We start from the raw sequence: 25,216 nt of genomic DNA, 5'->3' as shown, positions 1-25,216 counted from the left end.
TTTAGGCAAAGTCCCAAAATATGAATGTTATTTCCCTTGTGCCTTCGATCACTGAGGCTCTGTTTGATTTAGGCCTGACAGAAAACGAGATTACCGGAAGAACAAAATTCTGCATCCACCCGGAAGGTCAGGTAAACAATATCCCAATTATAGGCGGAACCAAAAACCTGAATATTGAAAAGATCAGAAGCCTGAAGCCGGACCTGATCATTGCCAATAAGGAAGAAAACACCAAAGACCAGGTAGAAGCCCTGATGGAAGAATTCAAAGTAGTGGTTACCCATGTAGAAACGGTAGAGGATAATTATTACCTTCTTAAAACCTTAGGAAACCTCTTCGACCAACAGGAAAAAGCACAGCTTTTTAACCTGAAAATTTATGAAGTGCTGGAAAATGCTAAAATAAGCAGCCCGTTAAAAGCAGCTTACCTGATCTGGAAAAATCCGTATATGACCATCGGATCGGATACATTTATCCATCATATCCTGCAGGAAATCGGATTTGTAAACAGTTTTAAAGATCGAACCCGGTACCCTGAAATCACTGTGGAAGACCTCGCCGATACGGATATCATTATGCTGTCCTCTGAACCTTTCCCGTTCAGGGAAAAACATATTGAAGAGCTGAAAGCAACCTATCCTGAGAAACCGATCATGATTGTGGACGGCGAAGCGTTTTCCTGGTACGGAACCCATATTGCAAAATGCGGGCAGTATTTCAAAGACCTGATTGCTGAAGTGGAATCTTTTGCCCATTGATTACCATCCATCTGAACCCTTTTCGTATCCGTTATTCCTCTAAAACATAGTAGATCATCAGGATTAATTCCATGCTATTTCAAATAAAAAGCTCCGGTTCCTGATGGAACCGGAGCAGTATTTTTATGCCTCAAAAATACTACAGAATCTTTGAAACTTCGTGGCACAGCCATTCCAGCATTTCCAGGTCTTCTTTGGTAAAAGGATCCAGGGTATGCGAATCGATATCGATCTGGCCGATGTTTTCCCCGTTCTTGAAGATCGGGACCACAATTTCCGCTTTGGTATCAATGGAGCAGCTCAGGTAATTATCCTGCTGATGAACATCCGGCACAACAAAAGTTTCGTTGGAAACGGCTACCTGTCCGCAGATCCCCTTTCCGTAAGGAATAATGGTGTGGTCCGTTGGTGCACCCACGTAAGGGCCCAGGATCAGTTCGTTTTTATCTCCGTTCTTAAAGTAGAACCCGGTCCAGTTGAAATACGAAATTTCCTGATCCAGAAGATGACACACTTTTTCAAGCTTTTCGTCGGTATTGTGTTTCGGACTTTCAAGGATGGACGAAAGCCTTTTTTTTAATTCTAACATAATGTTTTTTTTAAGGTTTAAGAGAATTGTTTTAGGGAAAGTTCTTCTTTATAGCCGAACATCCCGCGCTCTTTGATCATTTCCGCAACGCCTTCCGGAACCTGGGATTCCCAGCCTTTTACATTGCAGGCGATTTTCTTCAGGATCTCCCTGGAATAGATTTCCAGGTACTCCGGATTATAGCTGGTAATATCTACGATACGGTTGTTGTGTTTGAAATATTTATAGAGCTCTTTCAGGCTTTCATCCACTTTCAGGTTGGATGAATCCAGCAGCTCATGGGTTTCAGGGTCTTTGTAAGGATACAGGTATACCCTCATGCCGTTACGGAAGAATTTCCCGAATGCTTCCAGGATGCCCCCGGAAAGATTGTTGTAGTATTTTTCATCGAATACCATCAGCATATTGTTTACGCCCATGGCCACACCGATGTTTCCGTTGGTATGGGTGGCAAAATAATCGATCAGCCTGTAGTATTCGGAGAAATTGGAAATAATCACCGTATATCCCAATTTGCCCAGGACATCTACCCTGTCCATAAAATCCCGTTCATTGATGTCACCGTCCGCCCTGAGGTTGGAAATGGTAATTTCAATCAGGACTTCGGTTTCGTCATGGGTACAGGCAGCATCTTTCAGGAACATGTCCAGCCCGTTGCGGAGCATGTCTATATTCACTTTGGTCACAGGCCTGAAACTTCCCCTGACCGCAAAAATATTTTTCTTGTACAGGACGTCTGCAGGAAGCATATTATTGCCTTCAGAATTGAAAATCACGGCATCGGTCATGCTGTTTTTCACCAGCTGTAAAGACATCAGCCTGTTGTCCACATAAGAGAAAGCCGGCCCGCTGAAATCGATCATATCAATTTCCAGGTTGTCCTTGGCAATATCGTCGTACAGGGATTCAATTAAGGTCCTTGGATTATCGAAGTAATGAAAAGCCCCGAAAATCAGGTTCACGCCGAGGTTCCCCAAGGTTTCCTGCTGCAGGGTAGCATCGTTTTCCTTGAATTTTACGTGGATCACAATTTCATTGTAGTCCTCGTTTTCTTTCACCTGGAAACGGATTCCCACCCAGCCGTGGCCCCTCATGGTCTTGTCAAAATTAATGGTCGTTACCGTATTGGCGTAGGAAAAGAACTTCCTGTCCGGATTGTTCTCCCTGGAAATCCTTTCCTCGATCAGAGACACTTCGTAGCGGAGCATTTTACGGAGCCTGTTCTGGGTCACATACCGGTTCTTGACTTCTTTTCCGTAAATGGCATCACTAAAATCCTTGTCGTAGGCAGACATTGCCTTGGCGATTGTACCGGAAGCCCCTCCTGCTCTAAAAAAGTGCCGCACAGTCTCCTGCCCTGCTCCAATTTCCGCGAAAGTACCATAAATAGTAGGATCTAGATTAATTGTTAATGCTTTTTGTTTAGGAGTTAGTTTCTGATACATTAGGACATTAAATTTTTGCGTAAATTTACCAAAATTAAACCAACCTCAAAACAAAATGAAGTTGAAATTTTTAGGAACCGGCACTTCGCAGGGCGTACCCGTTATCGGCTGTACATGTGAGGTCTGCACTTCCGGAAATCCCAAAGACCAGCGCTTCCGTGCCTCTGTGATGGTAACGACGGAAGAACACCGGAAAATACTGATTGACTGCGGGCCGGACTTCCGCCAGCAGATGCTGCTGAACCATGAAGCCAGTATAGACCTTGCCCTCATCACCCATGAACATAATGACCACGTCATCGGTCTCGATGATATGCGGCCCCTGATTTTCAGGAGCGGGAAAGATATGCCGCTGTACTGCCACCCGCGGGTCGGGCAGGAAATTAAAAAACGCTTTGCCTACGCGTTTACGGATGTCCGCTATCCCGGCGCTCCGGCTTTTGAGCTCCATGAAATCGGCAACAATCCGTTTACGGTTTTAGATACGCTCATCACACCTGTAGAAGTGATGCACCATAAGCTCAGCATCCTCGGATATAAATTCAAAAACCTGGCTTATATTACAGACGGAAGCTTCATCTCGGATGCTGAAAAGGAAAAACTGAAAAACCTGGATGTCCTGATCCTGAACTGCATCCGGAAATTTGATCCGCACCCGGCCCATTTCATCCTGCCGGATGTGATCGAACTGTTTGAAGAACTGCAGCCCAGGCAATTGTTCCTGACCCATATCAGCCATCATTTCGGCCTGTATGATGTGGAAGAACCGCTTCTCCCGGAAGGCATCCACCTGGCTTATGACGGACTGGAGCTGGAATTTTAAAGAAAAGTTCACAAAAAAGTTTTTAAATCTTAAAAAAGTTTCTATATTTGCACACCAATTAAAAGCACGGTAACACCAGCCCAGGTGGCGGAATTGGTAGACGCGCTGGTCTCAAACACCAGTTCTTAGGAGTACCGGTTCGATCCCGGTCCTGGGTACCATTAACTAAAAACTCTATCTGATTATTATTCAGATAGAGTTTTTATATTTTAATTGTTTCCCGAATCGTTTCCGTTGAGAATTGTAATACTTGCAGGTTTCCTGTACTCTTATTCATTTCGATTATATTCAAGTTAACGTGTTTGTATATTCGCCAGGTTCCTCTCTAGTAACCGAACAAAAACTACGGCTAAATAAGTATCTTTAATGAATAGAATTGTAATGGAATGTACGAGCATGACGCTCGCGGGAACGAGGAAACACTTTCCGAGGGTTGTATTATCCAAATAGATTTAAAAAAAACAATTATATTTGTTTAATGGAAGCCCATAATCTTACAGGCGCGATTGCTGCACTCATGGATGAATATAAAAAGGCTGTTGACGAGCTGATTACGGTAATCATTCCAATCAGCCAGCGTCAACTGACTACAACCATTGAGCCGAAAAGCTCAGATCCGGACTGTATTTCCATTCAAACCATTTTAACGCATGTAACCGCCTCGATGTTCAGTTATGCAGTGTATATTGAAAATTCAATTGGGCTGGAAACGGTCAGGCCGGAACGGTTGCAGTTTGACCACATTTCCCCTTATATCTTACAACTCAGGGAAGCGCTGAAATATAATGTTGATTTTTTCACCAGAAATCCAGATATTATCCTGGAAGAGTTTGATCAATCGAAAAAGATAAACACAATGTGGGGACAGCAATACGATGTAGAACAGATGTTGGAACATGCTATTGTCCATATTTTAAGGCATCGAAGGCAGATTGAAAATGCACTGGTTAAGATGGAAGCTGACGAATAGAAAAATAAATTACCATTCGCAGGAAATTAAATAATTCTGCGGCCAATTTACAGAACCTTTGTGGCCATAATCGGCCATCCATTGGCAACCATTCTGCGGTAAAAATACATTTATGTAATCTTTTTTTTAGATTTGATACCTCTAAAAAAGATATTAAAAGGCCTGATAGATTTACTGAATATTTAGTGATGAATTAATCGGATTTAAATATCCAAAACCTAAATTCTGCCTTACCGCTGACAGCTCCTTATTCCCGGATTTCGAATGTTCTCTATTTCGGTATCCATACACACAAAATCAAAGGCCTCCCGTAGGAAGCCTTTGACACACCAAATCACAAAATATTAATATGAAAAAAAGTTTATTATAAAGCTGTTGCGGTATACGTTACGGTTTGTGTATACGTTCCGGCCGGTTTACCTAAGATATCGGAAGATGATGATTTTGCTGCCGGAATCGTGTAGTCCAGGTTCAGGGTCAATGCGCTTCCCAGCGGAGCATTGGATACTAAAGTCTGGTCCGTTGCAGATAAAACCACCGCGCTTTTTGTCCCGCCCATAGTTCCGGAAGCGGAAGCGGCTTTTATGGTCAGGACATTGACAGGGATCAGGTTGGTTCCGTTAACAAAGCTTGCTCCCCCTGCCTTTACCTTAACATTAAAGTTCTTCGTTGAAGTCACTTTTAAAGAATTGGCTTTGGTAATCGTCTGGTCAGAGTTGTAGTCTGCTGCAGTGGCATAATTGAAGTCAACCGTATTCCCGATGGCCGTACTTCCCGCGTCGATAGAGATAACATCGTTCAGGGTGATGTTTACCGTTGTGGTAGCGGTCGTGTTTTGAGCCTGGGCATTGTTGGTTCCTAAGATGAAAGCTGTGATCGTTAAGGCTGCTATGGCGATTTGTTTTGTCATGATCGTATTATTTTATTTTTTATTCCTGATTAATTGTCCTCTTTTGAACAATACAAATCTACGGCGGCCATAAAAGTTTCTTTGTAGTGGAAACTGGAAGTTGATGTAGTAAAATAACTACACGTATTCGTTAATAGAAAAGCCCCCAACACTTTGCATGTTGAGGGCATATTTAAATTGCTGTTATTCTTATTATACAGCTGTCGTAATCTAAATTACCATTTGCGTATAATTTTCTTTAGGTTTCACAAAAGATATTTACAGTTGGTAAATTTGTTATCATTGTTTTATGACACCAATGTATTTGTAAATTTATCATTACAACAGACAATCTATAAAAGGTAAAAATTTAAATAAATTTCAATCTTTTACACTAATACTTAATGACTTGTTCCGTCCAGGTTGGTCCGTCGATAAAGAACATTCCGTTCCTGTAATGTACCGGCTCGATTCCCATTTGCGGACCCAGTTCCCAAGGTTGAAAGGTCTGGCTGTACGGATACGGCCGTTTTTCATCCATGAAATAATGGCATGAATTCCATAAATTCCCGTCAGGGCCAATAAATAAAGCATTGTGCCCTGTTTCCTGATAAGGATCCGGTGTATCGGTAAATTCCAGGTTTTCGTAACCGTTTTCTTTGGCCATGGCCTGTCGGTATCCTCTTTTACGGGTTCCGAAAATTGGTTCCGGAGAAGCAAGTTCCCAGGGACCCATCGGATTTTTGGATTTAAGTAAAGCCACTTCATATCCTCTCGTCCAGGTCGAGAAAAACATAAAATAAGTCCCCTCTTTTTTGATGACAAAAGGGCCTTCAATGCCTCCCTGCATCCAATCGGGCCATCCAGGCTGTTTCTTATCCAGGAATTTTTGAATCGGAGTGGTAAGCTTTCCTGTTTTTAAGTCGATTTTAGCCTGAAACAGTCCATTACCGCTGCAGTATAAATACACCTGACCGTCTTCATCTTCAAACAATGTAGCATCATTGTTATATTGTGGCGTGAGCGGACCGTTAAGTAATGTGTAAGGGCCCGTAACTTTATCGGAAGAGAAAAGCCAGATGCCGTGTGTGGCCATTCCTTTTGGATCTTTTTGAGTCACCTGGCCGCTGTTCACCGTCATATAGAATTTTCCTTTTATTTTATGAATTTCGGGTGCCCAGAATCTTCCGTTGTATGGGGTGTTGGGAGGCAGTTTTTTAGCATCAATCAAAAAGGAATGCTGCTTCCAGTGGAGCAAATCCTTTGAAACCAAAAGCCGGACTCCCGGATTCTGCCCTTCCCAGACCGGGTTGGAAGTTCCTACGCAATACCAGGTATCCCCTTCTTTGATAATAAAATGATCGCGCATGGAAATCGCGGAATCCCTGGTCACAGGATTGGTATAGCGGAATTCTTTTTTCGCTGCATTTTTACTGCTAGCTGTCTGTGCAAAGTTTTTATTCATCAGAAAAATGAATAGGACCGCTGTCAGGATATTGTTTAAATTTTTTTTCATATCAATTTCTTTTATATGGGCTTTCATTCATTTTCAGATAAGTTTCCTCATAGCCGCCGTTGTCAATCACGATTTTATACAGAACGATTCCCGGGTCGAGCGGTTCGATCGTTAAAGTATGAATTCCGTTGTTGTTTTCAGGTAGTGTGAAAGACTCTACTTTTTCCACCAGTCTTGCTGCGGCTGCGGGATACATTTTAGAATAATTGTTTGCCCAGGTCAGATCCTGGTTGATCCCGATGGTTTTGGAATCCTTCTTATTCATATCGGCTTTGATGCTGTGCCCGCCTTTTTTAAACGGAAGCGTAGAATCGAAAAAGAAATGGATTTTTACTTCAGAGGGGTTATCTTTTAATTTGAATTGATAACTGACTGAAGCTCCGTCCGTTGTTTCCGTGTAAGGCATCAGCGCCATCCCGGAAAGTGTTCTTCCCAGATCCGGAATCACGGTCCATTTTGATTTTGCTGCTGCTTCGGCTTTATAGAAATGTTCGGCTTCCATCACAACCACCCCATTTTTTTCTTCAAAAACATACCCTCCTGCTTTTGCGTCCTGTTCTGTAATCCTGTACACCACCGGTTTTACATTCCCTGCTTTCGGTTCATCCCAGGAGGTGTAGCCGATGTGGGTCTGGTCCATCATGTGATTCCATTTTCCATTGGAAATATTCAGATTGTAATCCCTGGTGTAGCCGGCATCCCTGGCAAAACATTCGTCGGCATGATCTGCCCAGTCATTGGCTTTCGGATCTTTCTCCTGAGCCAGCTGATGATTCATGGCAACTGAATAATACAGGTCGTAGAGATTCGCCATGGCACGAACGGGATGCAGTACAATCTGTTTATAGGTGTCTTTATACGCCTGGTCTATAGTTGAAAATTGCCGCAATGCCCTTGTTTCCAAAGCCAGGTAGGCATCTTTTACCTGCAAAAATTCACCGCTTTGAAGATTGTAGGTTTTTTCGCTGAGCATTTCTGCAGAAACCCTGGCGTTGTACTTACAGTATAGATTTATGATGTCCGCGGCTTCTTTAGCCTGTTCTTTACCGAAGTGTTCTTCCGTAAACTTCAGGGAGTAACCTGCAAGGTTGTCCTGGGTGAAAGAAGCAGGGTTCCATGCCATATTCAGGAAAAAGTCCATCGGATATTCGTTGGGCTTCAGATCTCCGACATTCAGGATCCAGATTTTATCTACACCGTAACTGTAGGTGAGCTGCAGCTGCTCCCACATATGAGGGATCTGCGTCATGTTGAGCCACTGATAGGCTCTGGGTGCGCCGTGAAGGTCGACGTGGTAATACATCCCGTAACCGCCCGGATGTTTTTTGGCATTCAGTTCGGGCAGCCTCCGCACATTTCCCCAGTTATCATCACAAAGCAGGACAATCACGTCATCCGGAACTTTTATTCCCTTATCGTAATATTCGAGCACCTCGCTGTAGAGCGCCCACATCTGAGGGGTATCCTTCACCGGCTTTCCGGTTACTTTTCCGATGATTTTCCTCTGATCCTGCATGATCTGCTCCAGTTGTCTGAAATTCGCTTCCATACTTCCCAGATCGTGCATCGGTTCATCCCCGTCGCCCCGCATCCCCATCGTTACGAGATTATCATAGTTTTTATTTCGCCGGAAACCATCTTCCCAGAATCTGAGAATAGCTTCTTTATTGGTATGGTAGTTCCATTCGCCGTTTCCGTATTCCTTGCGGTGATTTTCCCATTCTTTCTGGGCACGCATCATAGGCTCGTGATGCGAAGTTCCCATAACGATTCCGTATTCATCAGCCGTTTTGGGATTGAGCGGGTCATCTTCATTAAAGGCTTTTCCCCACATGGCAGGCCACAGGTAATTGGCCCGGAGACGAAGCAGAAGCTCGAACATATGTGAATACATTTTGCTGTTGACTCCCCCGAACCTGGTCCTTGCCCAGGTCCCGAAAGCCGGTTCTTCATCATTGATGAAAATACCGCGGTATTTTACTTTGGGTTCGCCGGAAGCAAAATATCCGGGAATCACGTAGGCCGAAGACCTTTTCTGAACAGGGACATCATTCCAGTAATGCCACGGCGAAACGCCCAACTGCCTGGACAGTTCATAAATTCCATATATTGTTCCTCTCCTGTCGCTGCCTGCAACGATAAGCTGTTTTTTGGAACCTGAATGTACGGTGGTAATGACAAAGCTTTCCCATTTTCCTTTCAGGTCTTTGGGATTGATTTTTTTTGAGGAAATAAAGTGATCGATCTGCTTACTGCTCCCTGCTGTCCCGATGATGATCTCAAAATTACCGGGATTGCCTGCGGAGGAAATCTCTGGTAATTTTCCGGTTACTTTCTGAATATCCGACTGTAAATCTTTTACGGCACGGACCACAGCAATATTTTCGGACTGGTCATACACCAGATCTGCCGGTTTTCCTTCTTTTGAAACAATCGGGAAACCAGTTTCTTCCGAAATAATATTTTTACTGAGGCCTGAAGTTTGTTGCGCAGAAACCATTGCAGCTAGACACAGAAAGAAAGTACAGGGCACTATTAAAAGATAAATTCTGGATATCATGAGAATTACTAATTTTTGTAATTAATGTAATTTCATCATTTTGAGTTCCGGACATCTGCTTTGATCCCCGAAAGATAATATTTTTATTTGTATTTTATACACTTATTAAATTATACTTCTAAAATCAATAGAAAGGGTTCAATTTTAGCGTCCATTATGATGTGCGCTCTACCAAATTACATGGCAGCTCTTTTAATTAAATGATTTTCTGAATCCTAATGGCGACAGTTTCGTCTTTATCTTAAAAAGTTTGCTGAAAGACTGGGGATGCTCAAATCCCAACTCAAATGCAATCTCACTTACTGACAGATTGGTGGTAGATAATTTCTCTTTTGCCTTTTCGATTAATTTCTCATGGATGTGTTCCTGAGCATTTTTACCCGTGAGCTGTTTCAACAGACCGCTGAGGTAATCGGAGGACACATTCATGGCACCAGCCACTGTTTTTACCGAAAGAAGGCCCCGGTCCGGCTGTTCGTCGGCCGAGAAATAGGAATTCAGGAAGTTTTCGACTTTTGTCAGCATTTGATGGCTGCTGATTTTTCTGGTAATAAACTGCCGGTTGTAAAACCGTTCACAGTATTTGAGCAACAATTCGATCTGAGCGACGATGATCCCCTGAGAGTAACCATCAATATTCGCATGATATTCCTGCCTGATATTTTCCAAAATATTAAGAATGACTGTTTCTTCCTTATTGTAAAGGAATAGTGCTTCATGAATCGAATAATCGAAAAAGGAATAATTTTTAATATTCTTGGATAGTGGAGATCCCCAAAAAAAATCAGGATGGACCTGCAACAGGTAACCGCACCCGCTGCTGCATTCACTGCCAGATGAATCCGGACTTCTTTCTATCCGGAAAACCTGGCCCGGTGCAATAAAAAACATCAGTCCTTCATCAAAATCATAAATTTGCTGGCCATAGTAGAGCTTTGTCCCGACATCCCGTTTTAAAGCAATCGAATAAAAATCCATAACGATATTCACCTCCTCGATATTTTCGGGAAGCTGCAGCTGCGAATAATCAACGAGGCTGATTAAGGGATGTTCAGGCTTGGGAAGCCCTCTTACCCGGTGATATTCGGTAATTGACCTTATTCTTACGATTTCCATAGATGCAAATTTAAAATTTATGTGCCTGTTGCTGAGCGAACAGTTCAAAAAAAGGCATTGAGCCTGAAAAATAATTGAATTATTGCACTCATGTACTTTCCGTTAAAATTCAGAAACAATATTCCGAATGCATCGCATAAGCCATTTTCCTTTAAATAATGAAACTCATACAACAGCACATAAATTTTTGATGATCCGGGGCGGCACTATGTTGATGTAACAAATTTGTAATGCTTTAAAAAAGGTACGCTCTTTATATACCCTGATTCAGTGATTAAAGATTGGATCCTCCTGAGATTTCAATACGCTGAGCATTGACCCAACCGGCAGCATCACTGCACAGGAAAGCTACTACGCCACCGATATCTTCCGGAAGCCCAACCCTTCCCAAGGCAGTCTGAGATGCCAAATGCTTATTCATCTCTGCATTATCCCGGACAGCACCTCCCATAATATCGGTTTCAATTGGTCCGGGGGCTATAACATTTACTCTGATGCTTCTGCTTCCCAATTCTTTGGCCTGAAATTTCGTCAACGTTTCCATAGCACTTTTAAACGCGGCATAGACTGCAAAACCAGGAATGGTAAAACGTGTAATACCCGAAGAAACATTCACAATACCTCCAAAATCATTGATTTGAGGCAACAGTTTTTGGGTAAGGAAAAACGGCCCTTTAAAGTGTACATTTTCCATTTCCGTAAATTGTTCCTCGGTTACATTTTCATAGTCAGCATAATGCATAAAACCGGCATTATTGATAAGAAAATCAAACCTGTCGGTGCCAAAATGGGACTGTAATTCAGAGGTTAGATTTTCCACAAATGTATCAAAACCAGAAGAATCTGAAACATCAAGTTTCAATGCCATTCCCCGGCGGCCCAGTCCTTTAATTTGCTTTACAACTTCGTCAGCCGCTTCTTTTTGGCTGTTGTAGGTAAAAACGATATCCAACCCATTTTTTGCAAGACTAAGGACCATATCTTTTCCCAAACCACGGCTTCCACCTGTAACGATTGCAATTTTGCTTTTAGATGACATACTTATTTTTTTATATTAATCTGAGGCAAAGGTAAAATGACACTGTATTGAAAATGTAGCCAAAACCTGCCTGGTTGTAGCCAAAAACAAGTATTTTAATAATAGCCTATAGTACTCTTTTTTTGAGATTTGATACCTTTAAAAAAGATTTCAAACGGCTTAATACATTTACTGAATGTTGGGTGTGATAAATTAACCAGATTTAAATGTCCAAAACAAAAATTCTACTTTATAGCTGACAGATCCTTATTCACGGATTTTGAATGTTCTCCATATCGGTATCAGTACATACAAAATCAAAGGCCTCCCATAGGAAGCCTTCGACACACCAAATCACAAAATATTAATATGAAAAAAAGTTTATTATAAAGCTGTTGCTGTATAGGTTACGGTTTGCGTGTACGTTCCGGCCGGTTTCCCTAAGATATCGGAAGATGATGATTTCGCGGCTGGAATGGTATAGTCAAGGTTCAGGGTCAATGCGCTTCCCAGCGGAGCGTTGGATACCAAAGTCTGGTCCGTTGCAGATAAAACCACCGCGCTTTTTGTTCCGCCCATAGTTCCGGAAGCGGAAGCAGCTTTGATGGTCAGAACATTGACAGGGATCAGGTTGGTTCCATTGACGAAGCTTGCCCCTCCTGCTTTTACTTTTACATTAAAGTTCTTCGTTGAAGTCACCTTTAAAGAGTTGGCTTTGGTAATCGTCTGATCAGAGTTGTAGTCTGCTGCGGTAGCATAGTTGAAATCAACCGTATTCCCGATGGCCGTACTTCCCGCATCAATAGAAATAACATCGTTCAGGGTGATGTTTACCGTTGTGGTAGCAGTGGTATTCTGAGCCTGGGCATTGTTGGTTCCTAAGATGAAAGCTGTGATCGTTAAGGCTGCTATGGCGATTTGTTTTGTCATGATAATATGTATTTAATTTTATTCTTAATTAATTGTCCTCTTTTGAACAATACAAATCTACGGCGGCGATAAAAGTTTCTCTGTAGTGGAAACTGGAAGTTGATGTAGTAAAATAACTACACGTATTGGTTAATAGAAAAGCCCCTAATACTTTGCATGTTGAGGGCGTATTTAAATTGCTGTTTGTTTTTATTATACAGTTGCTGTGATCTGTAATACATCTACTAGGTAATGTGTGCACTATTTACAAATCTGCACCATCAGATTGACTTTTACATCAAAATTTTTAGAGATGATGACTAAACTACTGGCATTTATGTATTAATTAACCATTAGTATATTTAATAACTTCATGCTAATACAATCGTGACGCTCGTGGCCAAATAAGAAAATCTTGCTTTATTTTTTTCTATACTAAGCACGAGCGTGACGCTCGCGCCAACAGGGTGAACAGAATTTCAGTATAGCTTTTTCCTACCTCTAAAAACTCTGAATCTTTTTATGTAGTCTGCATTTTTCCTTTTTTAGCCTTTAGTACTCCATCAGCTTATCTACGCCTCCTATCTGTATAATCTTTTATTGCGGTAGCAGCAAGGATATCGAGCATCATTGTATTGACAGCTAATAATACCCATCTTTGAAATTCATCATCTATCTTAGCAAAAGCATGCCTAGTGGGCAGATCCAGAGATATTATTTTTATACGAATATCGAATATGATAGATTCTAATTTACTCCAGTCCTCTTCAGACAACCTGGATATCCTGTCAATCTGCTCAATCAAAATTGCACCCCCGGTTCTGCAGTATGTAAGAGTCTGAAAAGTTCCGGACGCCAAAGCTTTACGCCGGATTCATTTTCGATAAACCAAGCTAAAATTTTCACATTCAATTATTTTGCAAATTCTGATAAATAATGCACCGATACAATAGCAGTTCAGGATAGGTGTACCATGTTAAATACTCCACCTTCATGAATTAATATATATCTTTGTCCTGAAAATTTAATTAAATGAAAGGGAAAAATTTATTGTTTTTTATTATCTTAAGTTACTTTTGGTGCTTTTCATTATCTTCCTGTTCACATGAGCCTTTAGAGAATGAAACTGTTGAAGCTGGTCACAACCCACTCTCATATATTAAGAATACATATTTGCAGGATAAAAATATTATTTTAGGAAAGAATATTTTATGGGAAAATGCCAGAACTTATCAGGATAAAGGAAACCTTATTCTTATTACCGTCCCGATCAAAAGTGATGAGACAGATTTGATTGAGGAATTGACTTTTAGGATCGATAATAATAAGATAACCGGACATCTCTGGAAGTTCAAATCCGATACCGCATTTTCTATAGAAGATTATTTCCTTAGCGCTCATAAGATCATGGAGAAAATGTCTGGAACCGTATCTTATATAGCATTAGAAGGTTCATTCAGATATAAAAAACGGATTGTTAATGGACAATTCATTGAGGAAGTTGGTAAAGGAGGTTCTGGTCCGATGGATTCTCCTGCATGCAAAAAATGCCATGGTAGCATTGATGAAGTAGTAATACCACCACCCTCTGGAGGAGGACCAACAAATCCAACTCCTCCCCCAATTCCTCCTCCGGTTGTCATTAATCCTCCTTCTAACCCACAGGAGGACCCTTGCAAGAAAGCAGAAGCTGGATCAAAGAAAGCGAGTGATATAGCAAAGGATCCTAAATTCTCTTCAGCAAAACAAGGAGTATTGAATGGGTTAGCTCAAAATGGTGGAGAGAATGGTGTAGGCTTTGGGGTTAATTCCCCTAATGGACCTTTGCAGTCAACTGGTGTTCAACCTTTGGGCGCTACATCCGGTAATGTCAATAATCCTTTTAATTATCCTACAGCCGATATGCATAATCATCCGCAAAATACCCCTCCTTCAGCGGGAGACGTATACAGTATGATGACTTACGCAAGTCAGCACAGTACGTTTGGGACCAGGTATGTAGTACTTCCGGATGGTACGGTTTATGCTTTAACAGTTACCAATGCTGGAGCATTCGCCAATTTTTTAAGCAATTATCCACCCAGTCAAGTTCCGGGGTTTGCCCCTAACTTTTCAGGAGCTGTATATACTGATTGGGACGATGCATATTTTTATAGTAATGCTGAAATAGCGTTATCTTATGTATTGGATAAATATAATACAGGAATAGCACTTACAAAAATGGATTCCAATGGAAATTTTAAAAAAGTAAATGCTACCAATAATGGAAATAACTCATATTCTCAATCTCAATGCCCTTAAATTATTATGAAAAAATCAATAAAACTATTTATAGTAGTATTACTCTTAGCTGCATTTAATATAAAAGCACAAGCAAATTTACCTTTAAAGCATAATAAGGAATATTATAAAAATAAAAAAGTAATAGATTTAATAAATGATCTAAAGATAGATATAAAGGCAGCTAGCTTCTATGGAGGATGGAGCGAGGAGATGAATCGTATTTCTTTAAGATTTAATGATAAAGACACTAAAGTAATAATTTTCATTAAAGATCATGATTCTGAAACAAATAAATTGTTTTTAAATACAGATCCTAATACTTCAAAAAAAATAGACAGAAATTATAATAAAAACATGAGTAATTCAGGCATGTTATCAAAATATCTGAATTTAACCATACTTTATATTAATTAAGTTCACATATTTTAAGAAGAATATATTAACATATAAGCCAATATTTGCCGAAGTAAAAAATGAATACCTAATATGTGTATAGTTATTTAACAGTTAAATATAATAGTCGCTTAAATGAGCGACTATTATATTGATAAATGAGAAATAGAAAAAAATAAATTATATAAGTACACTAACTTATTAAAAAATAAATTAACTGTCTGTAATGCTTAACCGCTCATTTCTATTGAGATCAAAAACTCCATATGGATTTATGTGAGCATATACTAAAGGAGAAAGTGCCTTGTAGTAATCCAGCTTTCTTATCTTTAGGAATGTGCGGATTTCCTGTCTATGCCGATCAATGTACTGAATATTTGTTTTGATATATCAATCAGATATAAATTTCCTGAAAAATAGATTCTGCCTTACCGCTTATAACTCCTTATTCCCGGATTTGAATGTTCTCTATATCGGTATCAAGACACACAAAATCAAAGGCCTCCCGTAGAAAGCCTTCGACACACCAAATCACAAAATATTAATATGAAAAAAAGTTTATTATAAAGCTGTTGCCGTATACGTTACGGTTTGTGTATACGTTCCGGCTGGTTTACCTAAGATATCAGCAGATGATGATTTCGCGGCTGGAATCGTGTAGTCCAGGTTCAGGGTCAATGCACTTCCCAGCGGAGCATTGGATACTAAAGTCTGGTCTGTTGCAGATAAAACCACTGCGCTTTTTGTTCCACCCATGGTTCCGGAAGCGGAAGCGGCTTTGATGGTCAGGACATTGACAGGGATCAGGTTGGTTCCATTAACGAAGCTTGCTCCCCCTGCCTTTACCTTAACATTAAAGTTCTTCGTTGAAGTCACCTTTAAAGAGTTGGCTTTGGTAATGGTCTGATCAGAGTTATAATCCGCTGCGGTAGCATAGTTGAAGTCAACCGTATTTCCGATGGCCGTACTTCCCGCATCAATAGAAATAACATCGTTCAGGGTAATGTTTACCGTAGTGGTGGCAGTGGTATTCTGAGCCTGGGCATTATTCGTTCCTAAGATGAAAGCTCCGATGGTTAAAGCTGCTATGGCGATTTGTTTTGTCATGATCGTATTATTTTATTTTTTATTCCTGATTAATTGTCCTCTTTTGAACAATACAAATCTACGGCGGCCATAAAAGTTTCTTTGTAGTGGAAACTGGAAGTTGATGTAGTAAAATAACTACACGTATTCATTAATAGAAAAGCCCCCAATACTTTGCATGTTGAGGGCGTATTTAAATTGCTGTTATTCAATTATACAGCTGTCGTGGTATAAGTTACTGTTTGTACGATACTATTTTGAAAAGATTTTATCCTTATTTACCGGTAAGCGCTGCCTCTAAAACGGTCCTGTTACTTTCGCCCCATTCCTCCAAGCTCATGATCAAAGGCAACAGACTCTTCCCAAGAGGTGTCAACTGATATTCAACTTTAGGAATTTTCGTTTCGTATGAACATTTTGTGATGAACCCATCCTGCAACAGCTCATCCAGTTGCTTCGTCATTACTCTTCTGTCTGCGGCTATTTTTTTTTGCAGCGCACCGGGCCTTATAATGCCTTCTGAGATATAAAACAGCAGCATCAATTTCCATTTTCCACTCAAAAACTCTTTAAACAGATGCAATCCACATTCGGTTCTGACAGGCATTTTCTTTTTGTACATAAACTCGATTAATAAATTATAAATATATCCGCACAAATTTGTGCGTAATTGACTGGCATATCATAATCCAATAATATTGCATCAGATTATAAAAAAAGAAATAATGATCAAATTTACGTTTTTGGTACAGAAGCTACCAGGTATGAGCCTTGAAGAATTTATAGATTATCATAAGAACATACACGCCCCTTTATTCTGTTCCATCCCGGAGACAGAACTTTATGTCAGAAAATATGTCGTAAACCATCCTATCGTTGCAGAAGGTTTTCCCAAGCCTTTGTATGATGCCGTGGTGGAAATCTCGTTTGACTCATTTGAGGATTTTAATACTTTTTTCAATTCAGAAAACTATTTAACCAAGGTTCATCCCGATGAGCCCAATTTCTTTGACACGGTAAACTATATTGCAATGGCAAATAAGGAAACCATCGTTAAAGCGGCTATATAACCGCTCACTTTATTCATAACGTACATCAGACTGATAGCAAATGTGCGTTATGAATTTTATAGGATTCATTTAGCTGCAGATTGCAGTTCCCTTATTTTCGGCACGCCTTCAGAATCCAGCCACTCATCACAACTTGTCAGTTTCGGCATCCATGATGAGATTAATTCGTAATTGATAGGGTCATCACCTTCTTTGGCAGTCATCTCTACCAATTTTGCAAACGTTTCACTCTGCTGATACAGCATTTCGGGAGGAACCTGCGTAAATTCCCCTGCTGGCGCGAGCGTCTCGCTCGTGACCAAATAAGAAAAGCCTTCTTTATTTTTTTACTGAGCACGAGCGTGACGCTCGCGCGAACGAGAGGGAATTAATCAGTTTTAAATGCCCAAAAACACAGATGCTTACAGACACTGACTCCCGGATTTTGAATGTTCTCTATATCAGTGTTAACACATACAAAAATCAAAGGCCTCCCGTAGGAAGCCTTTGACACACCAAATCACAAAATATTAATATGAAAAAAAATTATTTATAAAGCTGTTGCGGTATACGTTACGGTTTGTGTATACGTTCCGGCCGGTTTACCTAAGATGTCAGAGGATGAGGATTTTGCGGCTGGAATCGTGTAGTCCAAATTCAGGGTTAAGGCGCTTCCCAGCGGAGCATTGGATACTAAAGTCTGGTCTGTTGCAGATAAAACCACCGCGCTTTTTGTTCCGCCCATAGTTCCGGAAGCGGTAGCGGCTTTGATGGTCAGGACATTGACAGGGATCAGGTTGGTTCCATTAACGAAGCTTGCCCCTCCTGCCTTTACCTTAACATTAAAGTTCTTCGTTGAAGTTACTTTTAAAGAGTTGGCTTTGGTAATCGTCTGATCAGAGTTATAATCCGCTGCAGTAGCATAGTTGAAGTCTACCGTATTCCCGATGGCCGTACTTCCCGCATCGATAGAGATGACATCATTCAGGGTGATGTTTACCGTAGTGGTGGCAGTTGTATTCTGAGCCTGGGCATTATTCGTTCCTAAGATGAAAGCTGTGATCGTTAAGGCTGCTATGGCGATGTGTTTTGTCATGATAATATTATTTTATTTTTTTATTCCTGATTAATTGTCCTCTTTTGAACAATACAAATCTACGGCTGCGGTAAAATGTTCTTTGTAGTGGAATATGGAAGTTGATGTAGTAAAATAACTACACGTATTCGTTAATAGAAAAACCCTCAACACTCTGAAGTGTTGAGGGCTTATATAAAATTAGTATTTATTTTTATTATAAAATCTGTCGTAAGATAAAATTAACATTCACAGGAAATTAAATAATTCTCAGCAAATTTACAGAACTATTACGGCCATAATGAGCAATTCACTACCAAATCATTCCGCGGTAAAAATACAACATTTATTTAATCGGTTTTTTTGGAGATTATAGTTTACGACTTAGGCTTAAAAATTTCTGAAAATTTTTGAAACAATTCAAACATTTTGTTAGGATCTACATCATCATTTTGTGAATTTATTGAGTCATTTTTTGACCTTTTTCTTAAAGGATCTTGATGAATTTCTGCTAAAGCAGTTTTCATATAAGTAACATACTCATCTGTATTTTCATTTTGATTCTTTTTGATTTGCTCTGAGAATCCAACAATTGCTTTAGCAATTACCGTTTTATATGCATAATCTTCGATAATAGTTTTTTGCTTATTGTACTGACTTATGCAAAAATACAAACCAATTGATAAAATTGGTATCATTAAAATTCTTCCAATCAAGACATTGGTTTCAATACTTTGACCAGAAAGAATCCAATAACTAATTCCAATTATAAAAACCATAAAAACTGTTGCTGTAAGCAGCCATACTCCAACCTTTAAAAAACCTTGAGAATTAGTATGTTGTGTATCAAAAGCTGCACTTATTCCTTGTGCTGTCGAATAATTAAGAGCTTGACGAGCAGAGTCTAACATTTTTTCTGCATCTTTAAGGAAACTTTCTCTTTCTTTAGTGAAGCTTTTTAGCTGTTCTTCATTTAAATCCATTTTTGCAGAAAGATTAGTTAATCTATCCTCAGACTTTTGGATGTTTGTGGCAAAATTTTTAATAACTTTCTCATTCGAATTCACCTCGCTAAGCGAAGTTTTAATTGTTTCACTAAAATCAATAGAAGAATTTTTTAACTTTTCAATTTCTTCATTTTTATTTTCTAAAGATAAGATTTCCTCTTCTAGCTCTACCTTTTTCTTTTGAAGTCCCTCAATTTGTATGTCTAAATTTGCCAGTTGTTCTTTACTTTCCTCTTGTCTCTTTGTTATTTCTTCTGCCTCTCTTTTTATTTCCTCAATTTCTTTCTGTATTTCGAATTTATCCTCTTGAATATTGATTTTAATTCTGCTGGCTTCCTCCATTTCTTTATCAAACTCAATAAATCGATCTTCGAAATATCTGATATTGAAAGAGCGCAAATTAACTTTTAGTTCATCTACCTGTGCATAAAGATTACCTGGGGCATGAATAAATGACTTAATATTTTGTAATGTACTTGATAATAAATTACGTTCTTTATATGTCGAAAACTTTATAAATCGGCTTTCATTTTTTGTTAGTGCAGATAAATCGGTCAATAATGCTTCAATACCAGCAATTATTCCTTTGTAAGTGTATTCACTTTCAGATCCAAAAGTTTGATCTTTATATGATTTTAGATCTACATTTTTTATTTCTTCTCTAATCTCATCTCGAAGTTCTCTGATTTTAACGATAGAAGTTATTGACATGCTAATATTAGTTTTTTGAGATTAATAAATTTTATTATCATCCTATGATATTATAGTTTCCGCATCAAAGTTCTAAGTTCTATGCACAAATGATACGTCTATCCATTTCACAAAGAAAAAAAGCAGAATATATCTATAAATATATATTTTTTTGTAAATTTATTCATAAAATTTATAGCTATGGCAAAGAAAAATGAACAAACAGGTAAAAAGGCAGGAACCGCTGCTTCAAAAACATTAAAAGATAAAGATGCATCCAAGGATGCTAAAACTGCTGCAGGATCCGCACTGACTCAAAGACCAGATAAAAAGAAGAAGAAATAATATATTTTCACAATTCCATAAAAAAGAGATGTCAGATGGTTCTCTTTATCGTTTTGTGAGATTTGATTACATCTATAACGTCATGTTGCTTTCGACCGTTGTGTAAAGCGAAGCTAAGTTCAGTAAGCAAAACTGAATGAAGTTAGGAAATGCGAAGTTAATTTAATAACTTAAAGCTGCAATCCCCCCCTGCTGGCGCGAGCGTCACGCTCGTGGCCAAATAATAAAAGCTTGCTTTAATTTTTTTTCTATACTGTGCACGAGCGTGACGCTCGCGCCAGCAGGGGGAAGACTTCCCTAACGTTTTATTTATCACCATTTATTGCAAATGCTCCTAACAGTTTTCTCTCTTGCATTAATTATTATATATGTTAAATAGGTTACTATAAAAATCGTCAAAGGAAGTTGAAATGCTAAATAATCAAACATTTCAATTGGAACTTGTACTAATCTGCTAATGATTGGTGATAACATAAGTATGAAACTTAAAATAGTAATATTAGTTATGGTTTTCCATTTAGTTAGATTTAAAATAATTCCTACCAGTCCAAATATTGCAAACAACTGATCAATATTTCCAAAGTCAAAAACTGTAAATATTAACCATATGATAAATGGAATTCCACTCATCCATCCTGTCAAAATGATTAATAAATAAGAAATGATTGAGACCCACTTAGTAACATTTTTCATCCCTTGATTTGCTTAACTTTATACATGTTTAATTTAAATATATTCCCCCTGCTGGCGCGAGCGTCTCACTCGTGGCCAAATAAGAAAAGCTTTTTTTCTATACTGCGCACGAGCAAGACGCTCGAGCCAACTGGGTATATGTTCTAAATTTTTTTTGATTATTTATTAATATTCGACTCAAATAAATCATCAATTTTCCTAACTAAATATTTGTGCTTTGAAATTTCATAAAAGATGTATTGATCATTAAAATAAGCTAACTTAGATTTCGGATATTTTTTACTTACTTCCTTTGTCAATATTGTAAAATTTTCAATCGTATTATTTGGTTCTGGAAAAAATGCAAATCCCAAAATTAATGCTAAAAAAAATAAGATAGACTCTTTCTTTCTAAATGCTATACTCAAATTTATAATATTTAAATAATTAATATAATTCCTAAATAAATAAAAATTTTCATATAGTAATTTGATTTATCTAAGTTATATCCAAATTTTAATATCATAAATATCGATAAAACTGAAACTAATATAATAAACAATGTAAACAAAAATATTTTAAAAGATTTCTTCCTCTGCGAACTACTATGATTTGCTAAAAATTCAACAAAAATATCATAAAATATAAACACAAAATAAAAGGTAACTAATTCAATAAGAATTATAAAACCTTCAATTATCAATTGGCTAAATGAAAAAAATTTATATAGTGATGGGGATAAGCTAATTAAGTCATGAAATTGCTTAATACCACCTATTAATGTAGGTGTTCCCAATAATAAAGAAAGATTATTTGATATAAACTGAAATGATTTATTTTCAATAATTTTTGCTATCATTTTATGAAAATTGTTTTTAGATTATTTAATTCATAATATTAACATGCATAGTGTTCCAAGAAAATGATTAAATATTTTTTAATAATTTATTAGTTACGCTCTTATTAAAATTGCCTAGTTAAAATTTTTTAATATATACATCTTAATCTTTAAGTTTAATTAATTTGATTCTTCATTTTTTTTATTTTATTATTTCTGGTAAATCTTTAAAAGCCTAGATAACGTAACGAACATAAACCAACAATAGATCGTAATCGTAATTAAAATTATAATAAAGAGATAGCCTAAAAAATTCATAAAAATATCAACGTAATCAGAAAAGGTTCTATACTTTGGAAGTGATTTTGTCGGGCTTTCTGATAATTTTTTGTTTTTTGATGATGAATCTTTTTTAGGTATAACTTTTTTTTCAAACTTTAGTTTGATTGAATCATTAATTGTATATAAAATATTTTCTTTAAGCTTGTTTGTCTTTATTAAAGTGTCTAATTTCTTTTCACCTAATCTCTCAAGTTCAGCATAGGGATTTCTATATATTGGAAGGCCTTTTGTAAATCCATCAATTATTGAATTGAGAACCTCTATTTTATCCTTGTCTTTTTTTGTACGTAGATATTTTTTTGAAAGGCTATCTGTAACTTTTAAGTTTTTTTCATTAAATATATCTATCTGTTGATCTTTAGCATTTTTAAAAGAATCCCGGAGTTTCTTAACTTTTATCTTAACATTATTTTTAAAAAAGAATGTTTCATAATCATAAATATCCGGTGGTAAGTCTACATTAACACTTTTATATACTTCTGCCAATTCTTTATTATCTTTAATTCTTTTCCTTTCCCATTCTTTTGATTTGTAATTGAAATAAAGCTTGATAGAAAAAAGTGTAACTAATATTAGAGTCATGAAAATTCCACTTTGCTTATAATATTTTAAATCAGATTCTTTAAGCTTAATACTTTTTGGAACCAAATTGAAAATACGATGTGAAATAAAAAGATTTACATTTTTTGAATCTAATAAGCCTGCAAATATTATATAATCATTTATTTTTAGCATAGAACGATCAATAGTAACTTTATTATCCCTTATAGTAAAAGTAGGTTGAAAATCATCGCTAGCTTTTGTTATTTCGAAATGCTTCCAAATAGCATTCCTATCAGGAGAGTAAATAGTAATTTCCTGATCAATATCTTCTTTTTTTATATCAGTATGACTTTTGAAGAGAATGGTACCTCTAAAAAAAATAAGATTCTCATTGATTTCAGAATCTTTATATTTAATAGTTAAATCTGGGATATTTTTTACAATATCATCATGCAATTTTATACTTGTTCTCTCAACATAATAAAAGCGGGACTTTCGTATATAATATACTGTCCAAACTGCTATTATCGTTGGAATTAAAAAGTAAATAAATCCTAAAATTTGATCAAAATTTATTTTAGAAAATAAATTTGTAAATTGATTATCCATGGTATTGTTTGATTGCAAAGATATTTAATTAATAAATTTGCTTTAATTTTTTTACTAAAGTTATTTTAATAAAATTTATAAATTTGAAGACGAATAGATAAAAACCTTTACAGATTCACCCTATTGGCGCGAGCGTCTCGCTTATGGTCAAATAAGAAAAGCTTGCTTTATTTTTTCTATACTAAGCACAAGCAAGACGCTCGCGCCAGCAGAGTAAAATTAAAAATAACCTTAAGTGAAAAACTCAGTATTTTTACTGAATTTTATAGGATTTACGTTGACCCCTCTTTTAATAAAAAATACCAACTCCCGTCAGTATTTATTCATTTCTCAAATTAAAAATTGTTCAAAAATAATTTTTCTTACGTTAATTTAAAATCAAATAGCTCCTGTGGATGTACATCTAAACCTTTAGCTAACTCTTGAATAGTAGAGATTCTAAGATCTACTTCCCCTTTTTCTATTTTGCTGATCTTACTATGGTCTACATCACATTTTTGGGCCAAACCTCTATAACTCAAATCAAGCTTTTTTCTAAATAGTTCAACTCTTTTACCAAATGCTATTCTAAATTCTATTCTATCCATTGTGGTTAACTTTGAATAGACAAAGTGATAAGATTCTGATAAATTTTTGTAGTCTAATTAAACTACATAAAGAAAAATGTTTTATATTTGCCAAATAGGTTACAATAAAAGTAACTTTGCAATACTTCAAAAATAATAATCGAAGCTATTGCTTAGATTCTCGACTAGAAAACTGGTAATTTTTTAAGTGTACGAGAAGATAAGTAAATTGGCTCACGACCGCGGCGTGGGCTCTCTTATCGTACACGGGTATACCAGTACCTCTAGTCAATAAGTTGAGTTCCACGCCTTTTCTTTTAGGCAGATGTAGTGAGTTAGCGTTTTGATGCAGAGAATTCATCTTATTGATCGAAGCAGTTCCTTCAAGCAATAATTCAGCTAAAAACACTGCTTATGAAAAAAACAGATTCCCTGCCCCAAATGTTGAACGATCAGCAGCTCTATGTACTGCTGAAAAAAGGCGATCCCTCCTCATTAGAATACATCCATTTACGGTACAAAAGGCTTTTATTCTGGATTGGGAAACAAATGCTTGACGATGATTTTGTGGTGGAAACGCTGGTGCAGGACACCTTTCTCAAACTTTGGCTGCACCGTGATTCCATTGAAACACCGGATCATATCCTCGGCTTTTTACGGCTGGTTTTGAAAAGGGATTGTATAACGTATTTCAAGGCTCCGAAAACTCAATTCATCCGCTTAATACATTCATTGGAACGGTTCGGAAATGATCGGAATGATCTTCCCGGCTACGATCCGCTCCTTGATCAGGAACACCTGCTTAGCCAGGAATCCGACCAAAGAGATTTTGATGAAGTCAGAAAGGTATTAAGCGTCCTGGATCCCAAAAGAAAACGCCTGATTGAACTTTGCCTTGACTATGGCTTTCAGTACAAACCGATTGCAGAAGCCATGGGAAGCAGCGTGACAGGCGTCAGCAATGAGGTGAGCAGAGCCATCGATGACCTTCGGAAAAATCCTCAACAGAAGCTCTTTTGAACAGCCAAAGGAAAAAGCTTCCGATCATAAACAGCAGTCAGATATCTTAAGCCGTCAGCAGCTTGAGATCATGAAAAGACGGGTTGAACAAAGATTGTCCTTCAC

25 protein-coding genes and 1 tRNA gene are annotated in these 25,216 nt (G+C 37.8%); 9 read left to right on the top strand and 17 right to left on the bottom strand.

Going from position 1 to position 25,216, the window contains the following annotated elements:
* Window positions 1-20: 20 nt before the first annotated feature.
* Window positions 21-758, top strand: coding sequence for an ABC transporter substrate-binding protein (locus CGB83_RS18005; protein WP_100077071.1), 738 nt, complete (start codon window positions 21-23; stop codon window positions 756-758).
* A 139-nt stretch (window positions 759-897) separates the two neighbouring features.
* On the opposite strand, the gene CGB83_RS18000 is transcribed toward CGB83_RS18005, so the two are convergent.
* Together CGB83_RS18000 and CGB83_RS17995 are read right to left on the bottom strand one after the other, a co-directional pair.
* Window positions 898-1,347 (bottom strand): GAF domain-containing protein, encoded by a 450-nt coding sequence (locus tag CGB83_RS18000; RefSeq protein ID WP_100077070.1) that lies wholly within the window; start codon window positions 1,345-1,347, stop codon window positions 898-900.
* Between the two features lie 17 nt (window positions 1,348-1,364).
* Window positions 1,365-2,792, bottom strand: coding sequence for a nicotinate-nucleotide adenylyltransferase (locus CGB83_RS17995; protein WP_100077069.1), 1,428 nt, complete (start codon window positions 2,790-2,792; stop codon window positions 1,365-1,367).
* A gap of 55 nt (window positions 2,793-2,847) precedes the next feature.
* Here CGB83_RS17995 and CGB83_RS17990 point away from each other — a divergent pair, with 55 nt between their 5' ends.
* From CGB83_RS17990 to CGB83_RS20360, 3 genes are all read left to right on the top strand, one after another.
* On the top strand, window positions 2,848-3,615 hold the full coding sequence (locus tag CGB83_RS17990; RefSeq protein ID WP_100077068.1) for an MBL fold metallo-hydrolase: 768 nt from the start codon (window positions 2,848-2,850) through the stop codon (window positions 3,613-3,615).
* 78 nt (window positions 3,616-3,693) lie between these two features.
* Window positions 3,694-3,776: transfer RNA gene (locus CGB83_RS17985), tRNA-Leu, on the top strand.
* 317 nt (window positions 3,777-4,093) lie between these two features.
* Entirely contained in the window at window positions 4,094-4,585 is a 492-nt protein-coding gene (locus CGB83_RS20360) for a DinB family protein (protein WP_172954722.1), read from the top strand.
* 364 nt (window positions 4,586-4,949) lie between these two features.
* On the opposite strand, the gene CGB83_RS17975 is transcribed toward CGB83_RS20360, so the two are convergent.
* From CGB83_RS17975 to CGB83_RS17945, 7 genes are all read right to left on the bottom strand, one after another.
* Window positions 4,950-5,495, bottom strand: a complete 546-nt coding sequence (locus tag CGB83_RS17975) for a peptidoglycan-binding protein LysM (protein ID WP_100077063.1) — start codon at window positions 5,493-5,495, stop codon at window positions 4,950-4,952.
* A 373-nt stretch (window positions 5,496-5,868) separates the two neighbouring features.
* Window positions 5,869-6,990, bottom strand: coding sequence for a glycoside hydrolase family 43 protein (locus tag CGB83_RS17970; RefSeq protein WP_157761458.1), 1,122 nt, complete (start codon window positions 6,988-6,990; stop codon window positions 5,869-5,871).
* Between the two features lies 1 nt (window position 6,991).
* A complete protein-coding gene (locus CGB83_RS17965; protein ID WP_100077066.1) occupies window positions 6,992-9,550 on the bottom strand; it encodes a glycosyl hydrolase 115 family protein in 2,559 nt (852 codons plus the stop codon).
* 192 nt (window positions 9,551-9,742) lie between these two features.
* Window positions 9,743-10,666: a helix-turn-helix domain-containing protein gene (locus tag CGB83_RS17960; RefSeq protein WP_100077065.1), complete on the bottom strand. Its 924-nt coding sequence runs from the start codon at window positions 10,664-10,666 to the stop codon at window positions 9,743-9,745.
* A 274-nt stretch (window positions 10,667-10,940) separates the two neighbouring features.
* A complete protein-coding gene (locus CGB83_RS17955) occupies window positions 10,941-11,705 on the bottom strand; it encodes an SDR family NAD(P)-dependent oxidoreductase (protein ID WP_100077064.1) in 765 nt (254 codons plus the stop codon).
* Window positions 11,706-12,068: 363 nt separating this feature from the next.
* A complete protein-coding gene (locus CGB83_RS17950; RefSeq protein ID WP_100077063.1) occupies window positions 12,069-12,614 on the bottom strand; it encodes a peptidoglycan-binding protein LysM in 546 nt (181 codons plus the stop codon).
* Between the two features lie 547 nt (window positions 12,615-13,161).
* Window positions 13,162-13,398: a recombinase family protein gene (locus CGB83_RS17945; RefSeq protein WP_157761457.1), complete on the bottom strand. Its 237-nt coding sequence runs from the start codon at window positions 13,396-13,398 to the stop codon at window positions 13,162-13,164.
* A gap of 227 nt (window positions 13,399-13,625) precedes the next feature.
* Here CGB83_RS17945 and CGB83_RS17940 point away from each other — a divergent pair, with 227 nt between their 5' ends.
* Together CGB83_RS17940 and CGB83_RS17935 are read left to right on the top strand one after the other, a co-directional pair.
* Window positions 13,626-14,894, top strand: a complete 1,269-nt coding sequence (locus CGB83_RS17940; protein ID WP_100077061.1) for a hypothetical protein — start codon at window positions 13,626-13,628, stop codon at window positions 14,892-14,894.
* A 6-nt stretch (window positions 14,895-14,900) separates the two neighbouring features.
* Window positions 14,901-15,290, top strand: a complete 390-nt coding sequence (locus tag CGB83_RS17935) for a hypothetical protein (protein ID WP_100077060.1) — start codon at window positions 14,901-14,903, stop codon at window positions 15,288-15,290.
* 540 nt (window positions 15,291-15,830) lie between these two features.
* Here CGB83_RS17935 and CGB83_RS17930 read toward each other — a convergent pair.
* A complete protein-coding gene (locus tag CGB83_RS17930) occupies window positions 15,831-16,376 on the bottom strand; it encodes a peptidoglycan-binding protein LysM (RefSeq protein WP_100077059.1) in 546 nt (181 codons plus the stop codon).
* Window positions 16,377-16,629: 253 nt separating this feature from the next.
* Entirely contained in the window at window positions 16,630-16,977 is a 348-nt protein-coding gene (locus tag CGB83_RS17925; RefSeq protein ID WP_100077058.1) for a winged helix-turn-helix transcriptional regulator, read from the bottom strand.
* A gap of 103 nt (window positions 16,978-17,080) precedes the next feature.
* Here CGB83_RS17925 and CGB83_RS17920 point away from each other — a divergent pair, with 103 nt between their 5' ends.
* The gene (locus tag CGB83_RS17920) at window positions 17,081-17,425 is read left to right on the top strand and encodes an EthD domain-containing protein (protein ID WP_100077650.1); all 345 of its coding nucleotides are present in this window, start codon (window positions 17,081-17,083) and stop codon (window positions 17,423-17,425) included.
* Window positions 17,426-17,490: 65 nt separating this feature from the next.
* Here the strand turns inward: CGB83_RS17920 and CGB83_RS17915 are convergent, their stop codons facing one another.
* The 3 genes from CGB83_RS17915 to CGB83_RS17905 all read right to left on the bottom strand — a co-directional run bounded on the left by CGB83_RS17915 (window position 17,491) and on the right by CGB83_RS17905 (window position 20,197).
* Window positions 17,491-17,727 (bottom strand): hypothetical protein, encoded by a 237-nt coding sequence (locus CGB83_RS17915; protein WP_157761456.1) that lies wholly within the window; start codon window positions 17,725-17,727, stop codon window positions 17,491-17,493.
* Between the two features lie 227 nt (window positions 17,728-17,954).
* Window positions 17,955-18,500, bottom strand: coding sequence for a peptidoglycan-binding protein LysM (locus CGB83_RS17910; protein ID WP_100077056.1), 546 nt, complete (start codon window positions 18,498-18,500; stop codon window positions 17,955-17,957).
* 356 nt (window positions 18,501-18,856) lie between these two features.
* Window positions 18,857-20,197 carry a hypothetical protein gene (locus tag CGB83_RS17905; RefSeq protein ID WP_100077055.1) on the bottom strand — a complete coding sequence of 447 codons (1,341 nt, stop codon included), beginning with the start codon at window positions 20,195-20,197 and terminating at the stop codon, window positions 18,857-18,859.
* A 180-nt stretch (window positions 20,198-20,377) separates the two neighbouring features.
* Here CGB83_RS17905 and CGB83_RS20355 point away from each other — a divergent pair, with 180 nt between their 5' ends.
* Window positions 20,378-20,521, top strand: a complete 144-nt coding sequence (locus CGB83_RS20355) for a hypothetical protein (RefSeq protein ID WP_172954721.1) — start codon at window positions 20,378-20,380, stop codon at window positions 20,519-20,521.
* A gap of 851 nt (window positions 20,522-21,372) precedes the next feature.
* Here CGB83_RS20355 and CGB83_RS20350 read toward each other — a convergent pair.
* The 3 genes from CGB83_RS20350 to CGB83_RS17880 form a co-directional block, all read right to left on the bottom strand.
* On the bottom strand, window positions 21,373-21,621 hold the full coding sequence (locus CGB83_RS20350; protein WP_100077053.1) for a hypothetical protein: 249 nt from the start codon (window positions 21,619-21,621) through the stop codon (window positions 21,373-21,375).
* A 620-nt stretch (window positions 21,622-22,241) separates the two neighbouring features.
* Window positions 22,242-23,525 carry a hypothetical protein gene (locus CGB83_RS17885; RefSeq protein ID WP_100077051.1) on the bottom strand — a complete coding sequence of 428 codons (1,284 nt, stop codon included), beginning with the start codon at window positions 23,523-23,525 and terminating at the stop codon, window positions 22,242-22,244.
* 362 nt (window positions 23,526-23,887) lie between these two features.
* Complete coding sequence (locus CGB83_RS17880) at window positions 23,888-24,112, bottom strand: helix-turn-helix domain-containing protein (protein ID WP_100077050.1); 225 nt, start codon at window positions 24,110-24,112, stop codon at window positions 23,888-23,890.
* Between the two features lie 393 nt (window positions 24,113-24,505).
* On the opposite strand from CGB83_RS17880, the gene CGB83_RS17875 reads away from it, so the two are divergent.
* A complete protein-coding gene (locus CGB83_RS17875; protein WP_100077049.1) occupies window positions 24,506-25,111 on the top strand; it encodes an RNA polymerase sigma factor in 606 nt (201 codons plus the stop codon).
* Window positions 25,112-25,216 lie beyond the last annotated feature (105 nt).

It is taken from the genome of Chryseobacterium camelliae, assembly GCF_002770595.1.
Lineage (GTDB): Bacteria > Bacteroidota > Bacteroidia > Flavobacteriales > Weeksellaceae > Chryseobacterium > Chryseobacterium camelliae.
This window is presented reverse-complemented; position numbering and strand designations above follow the sequence as displayed.

What these genes read in the sequence shown, in the direction of transcription:
- CGB83_RS18005 (WP_100077071.1), top strand. Translation starts at nt 21, where the DNA reads ATGAATGTTATTTCCCTTGTGCCTTCGATCACTGAGGCTCTGTTTGAT.
- CGB83_RS18000 (WP_100077070.1), bottom strand. Translation starts at nt 1,347, where the DNA reads ATGTTAGAATTAAAAAAAAGGCTTTCGTCCATCCTTGAAAGTCCGAAA.
- CGB83_RS17995 (WP_100077069.1), bottom strand. Translation starts at nt 2,792, where the DNA reads ATGTATCAGAAACTAACTCCTAAACAAAAAGCATTAACAATTAATCTA.
- CGB83_RS17990 (WP_100077068.1), top strand. Translation starts at nt 2,848, where the DNA reads ATGAAGTTGAAATTTTTAGGAACCGGCACTTCGCAGGGCGTACCCGTT.
- CGB83_RS20360 (WP_172954722.1), top strand. Translation starts at nt 4,094, where the DNA reads ATGGAAGCCCATAATCTTACAGGCGCGATTGCTGCACTCATGGATGAA.
- CGB83_RS17975 (WP_100077063.1), bottom strand. Translation starts at nt 5,495, where the DNA reads ATGACAAAACAAATCGCCATAGCAGCCTTAACGATCACAGCTTTCATC.
- CGB83_RS17970 (WP_157761458.1), bottom strand. Translation starts at nt 6,990, where the DNA reads ATGAAAAAAAATTTAAACAATATCCTGACAGCGGTCCTATTCATTTTT.
- CGB83_RS17965 (WP_100077066.1), bottom strand. Translation starts at nt 9,550, where the DNA reads ATGATATCCAGAATTTATCTTTTAATAGTGCCCTGTACTTTCTTTCTG.
- CGB83_RS17960 (WP_100077065.1), bottom strand. Translation starts at nt 10,666, where the DNA reads ATGGAAATCGTAAGAATAAGGTCAATTACCGAATATCACCGGGTAAGA.
- CGB83_RS17955 (WP_100077064.1), bottom strand. Translation starts at nt 11,705, where the DNA reads ATGTCATCTAAAAGCAAAATTGCAATCGTTACAGGTGGAAGCCGTGGT.
- CGB83_RS17950 (WP_100077063.1), bottom strand. Translation starts at nt 12,614, where the DNA reads ATGACAAAACAAATCGCCATAGCAGCCTTAACGATCACAGCTTTCATC.
- CGB83_RS17940 (WP_100077061.1), top strand. Translation starts at nt 13,626, where the DNA reads ATGAAAGGGAAAAATTTATTGTTTTTTATTATCTTAAGTTACTTTTGG.
- CGB83_RS17935 (WP_100077060.1), top strand. Translation starts at nt 14,901, where the DNA reads ATGAAAAAATCAATAAAACTATTTATAGTAGTATTACTCTTAGCTGCA.
- CGB83_RS17930 (WP_100077059.1), bottom strand. Translation starts at nt 16,376, where the DNA reads ATGACAAAACAAATCGCCATAGCAGCTTTAACCATCGGAGCTTTCATC.
- CGB83_RS17925 (WP_100077058.1), bottom strand. Translation starts at nt 16,977, where the DNA reads ATGTACAAAAAGAAAATGCCTGTCAGAACCGAATGTGGATTGCATCTG.
- CGB83_RS17920 (WP_100077650.1), top strand. Translation starts at nt 17,081, where the DNA reads ATGATCAAATTTACGTTTTTGGTACAGAAGCTACCAGGTATGAGCCTT.
- CGB83_RS17910 (WP_100077056.1), bottom strand. Translation starts at nt 18,500, where the DNA reads ATGACAAAACACATCGCCATAGCAGCCTTAACGATCACAGCTTTCATC.
- CGB83_RS17905 (WP_100077055.1), bottom strand. Translation starts at nt 20,197, where the DNA reads ATGTCAATAACTTCTATCGTTAAAATCAGAGAACTTCGAGATGAGATT.
- CGB83_RS20355 (WP_172954721.1), top strand. Translation starts at nt 20,378, where the DNA reads ATGGCAAAGAAAAATGAACAAACAGGTAAAAAGGCAGGAACCGCTGCT.
- CGB83_RS17885 (WP_100077051.1), bottom strand. Translation starts at nt 23,525, where the DNA reads ATGGATAATCAATTTACAAATTTATTTTCTAAAATAAATTTTGATCAA.
- CGB83_RS17880 (WP_100077050.1), bottom strand. Translation starts at nt 24,112, where the DNA reads ATGGATAGAATAGAATTTAGAATAGCATTTGGTAAAAGAGTTGAACTA.
- CGB83_RS17875 (WP_100077049.1), top strand. Translation starts at nt 24,506, where the DNA reads ATGAAAAAAACAGATTCCCTGCCCCAAATGTTGAACGATCAGCAGCTC.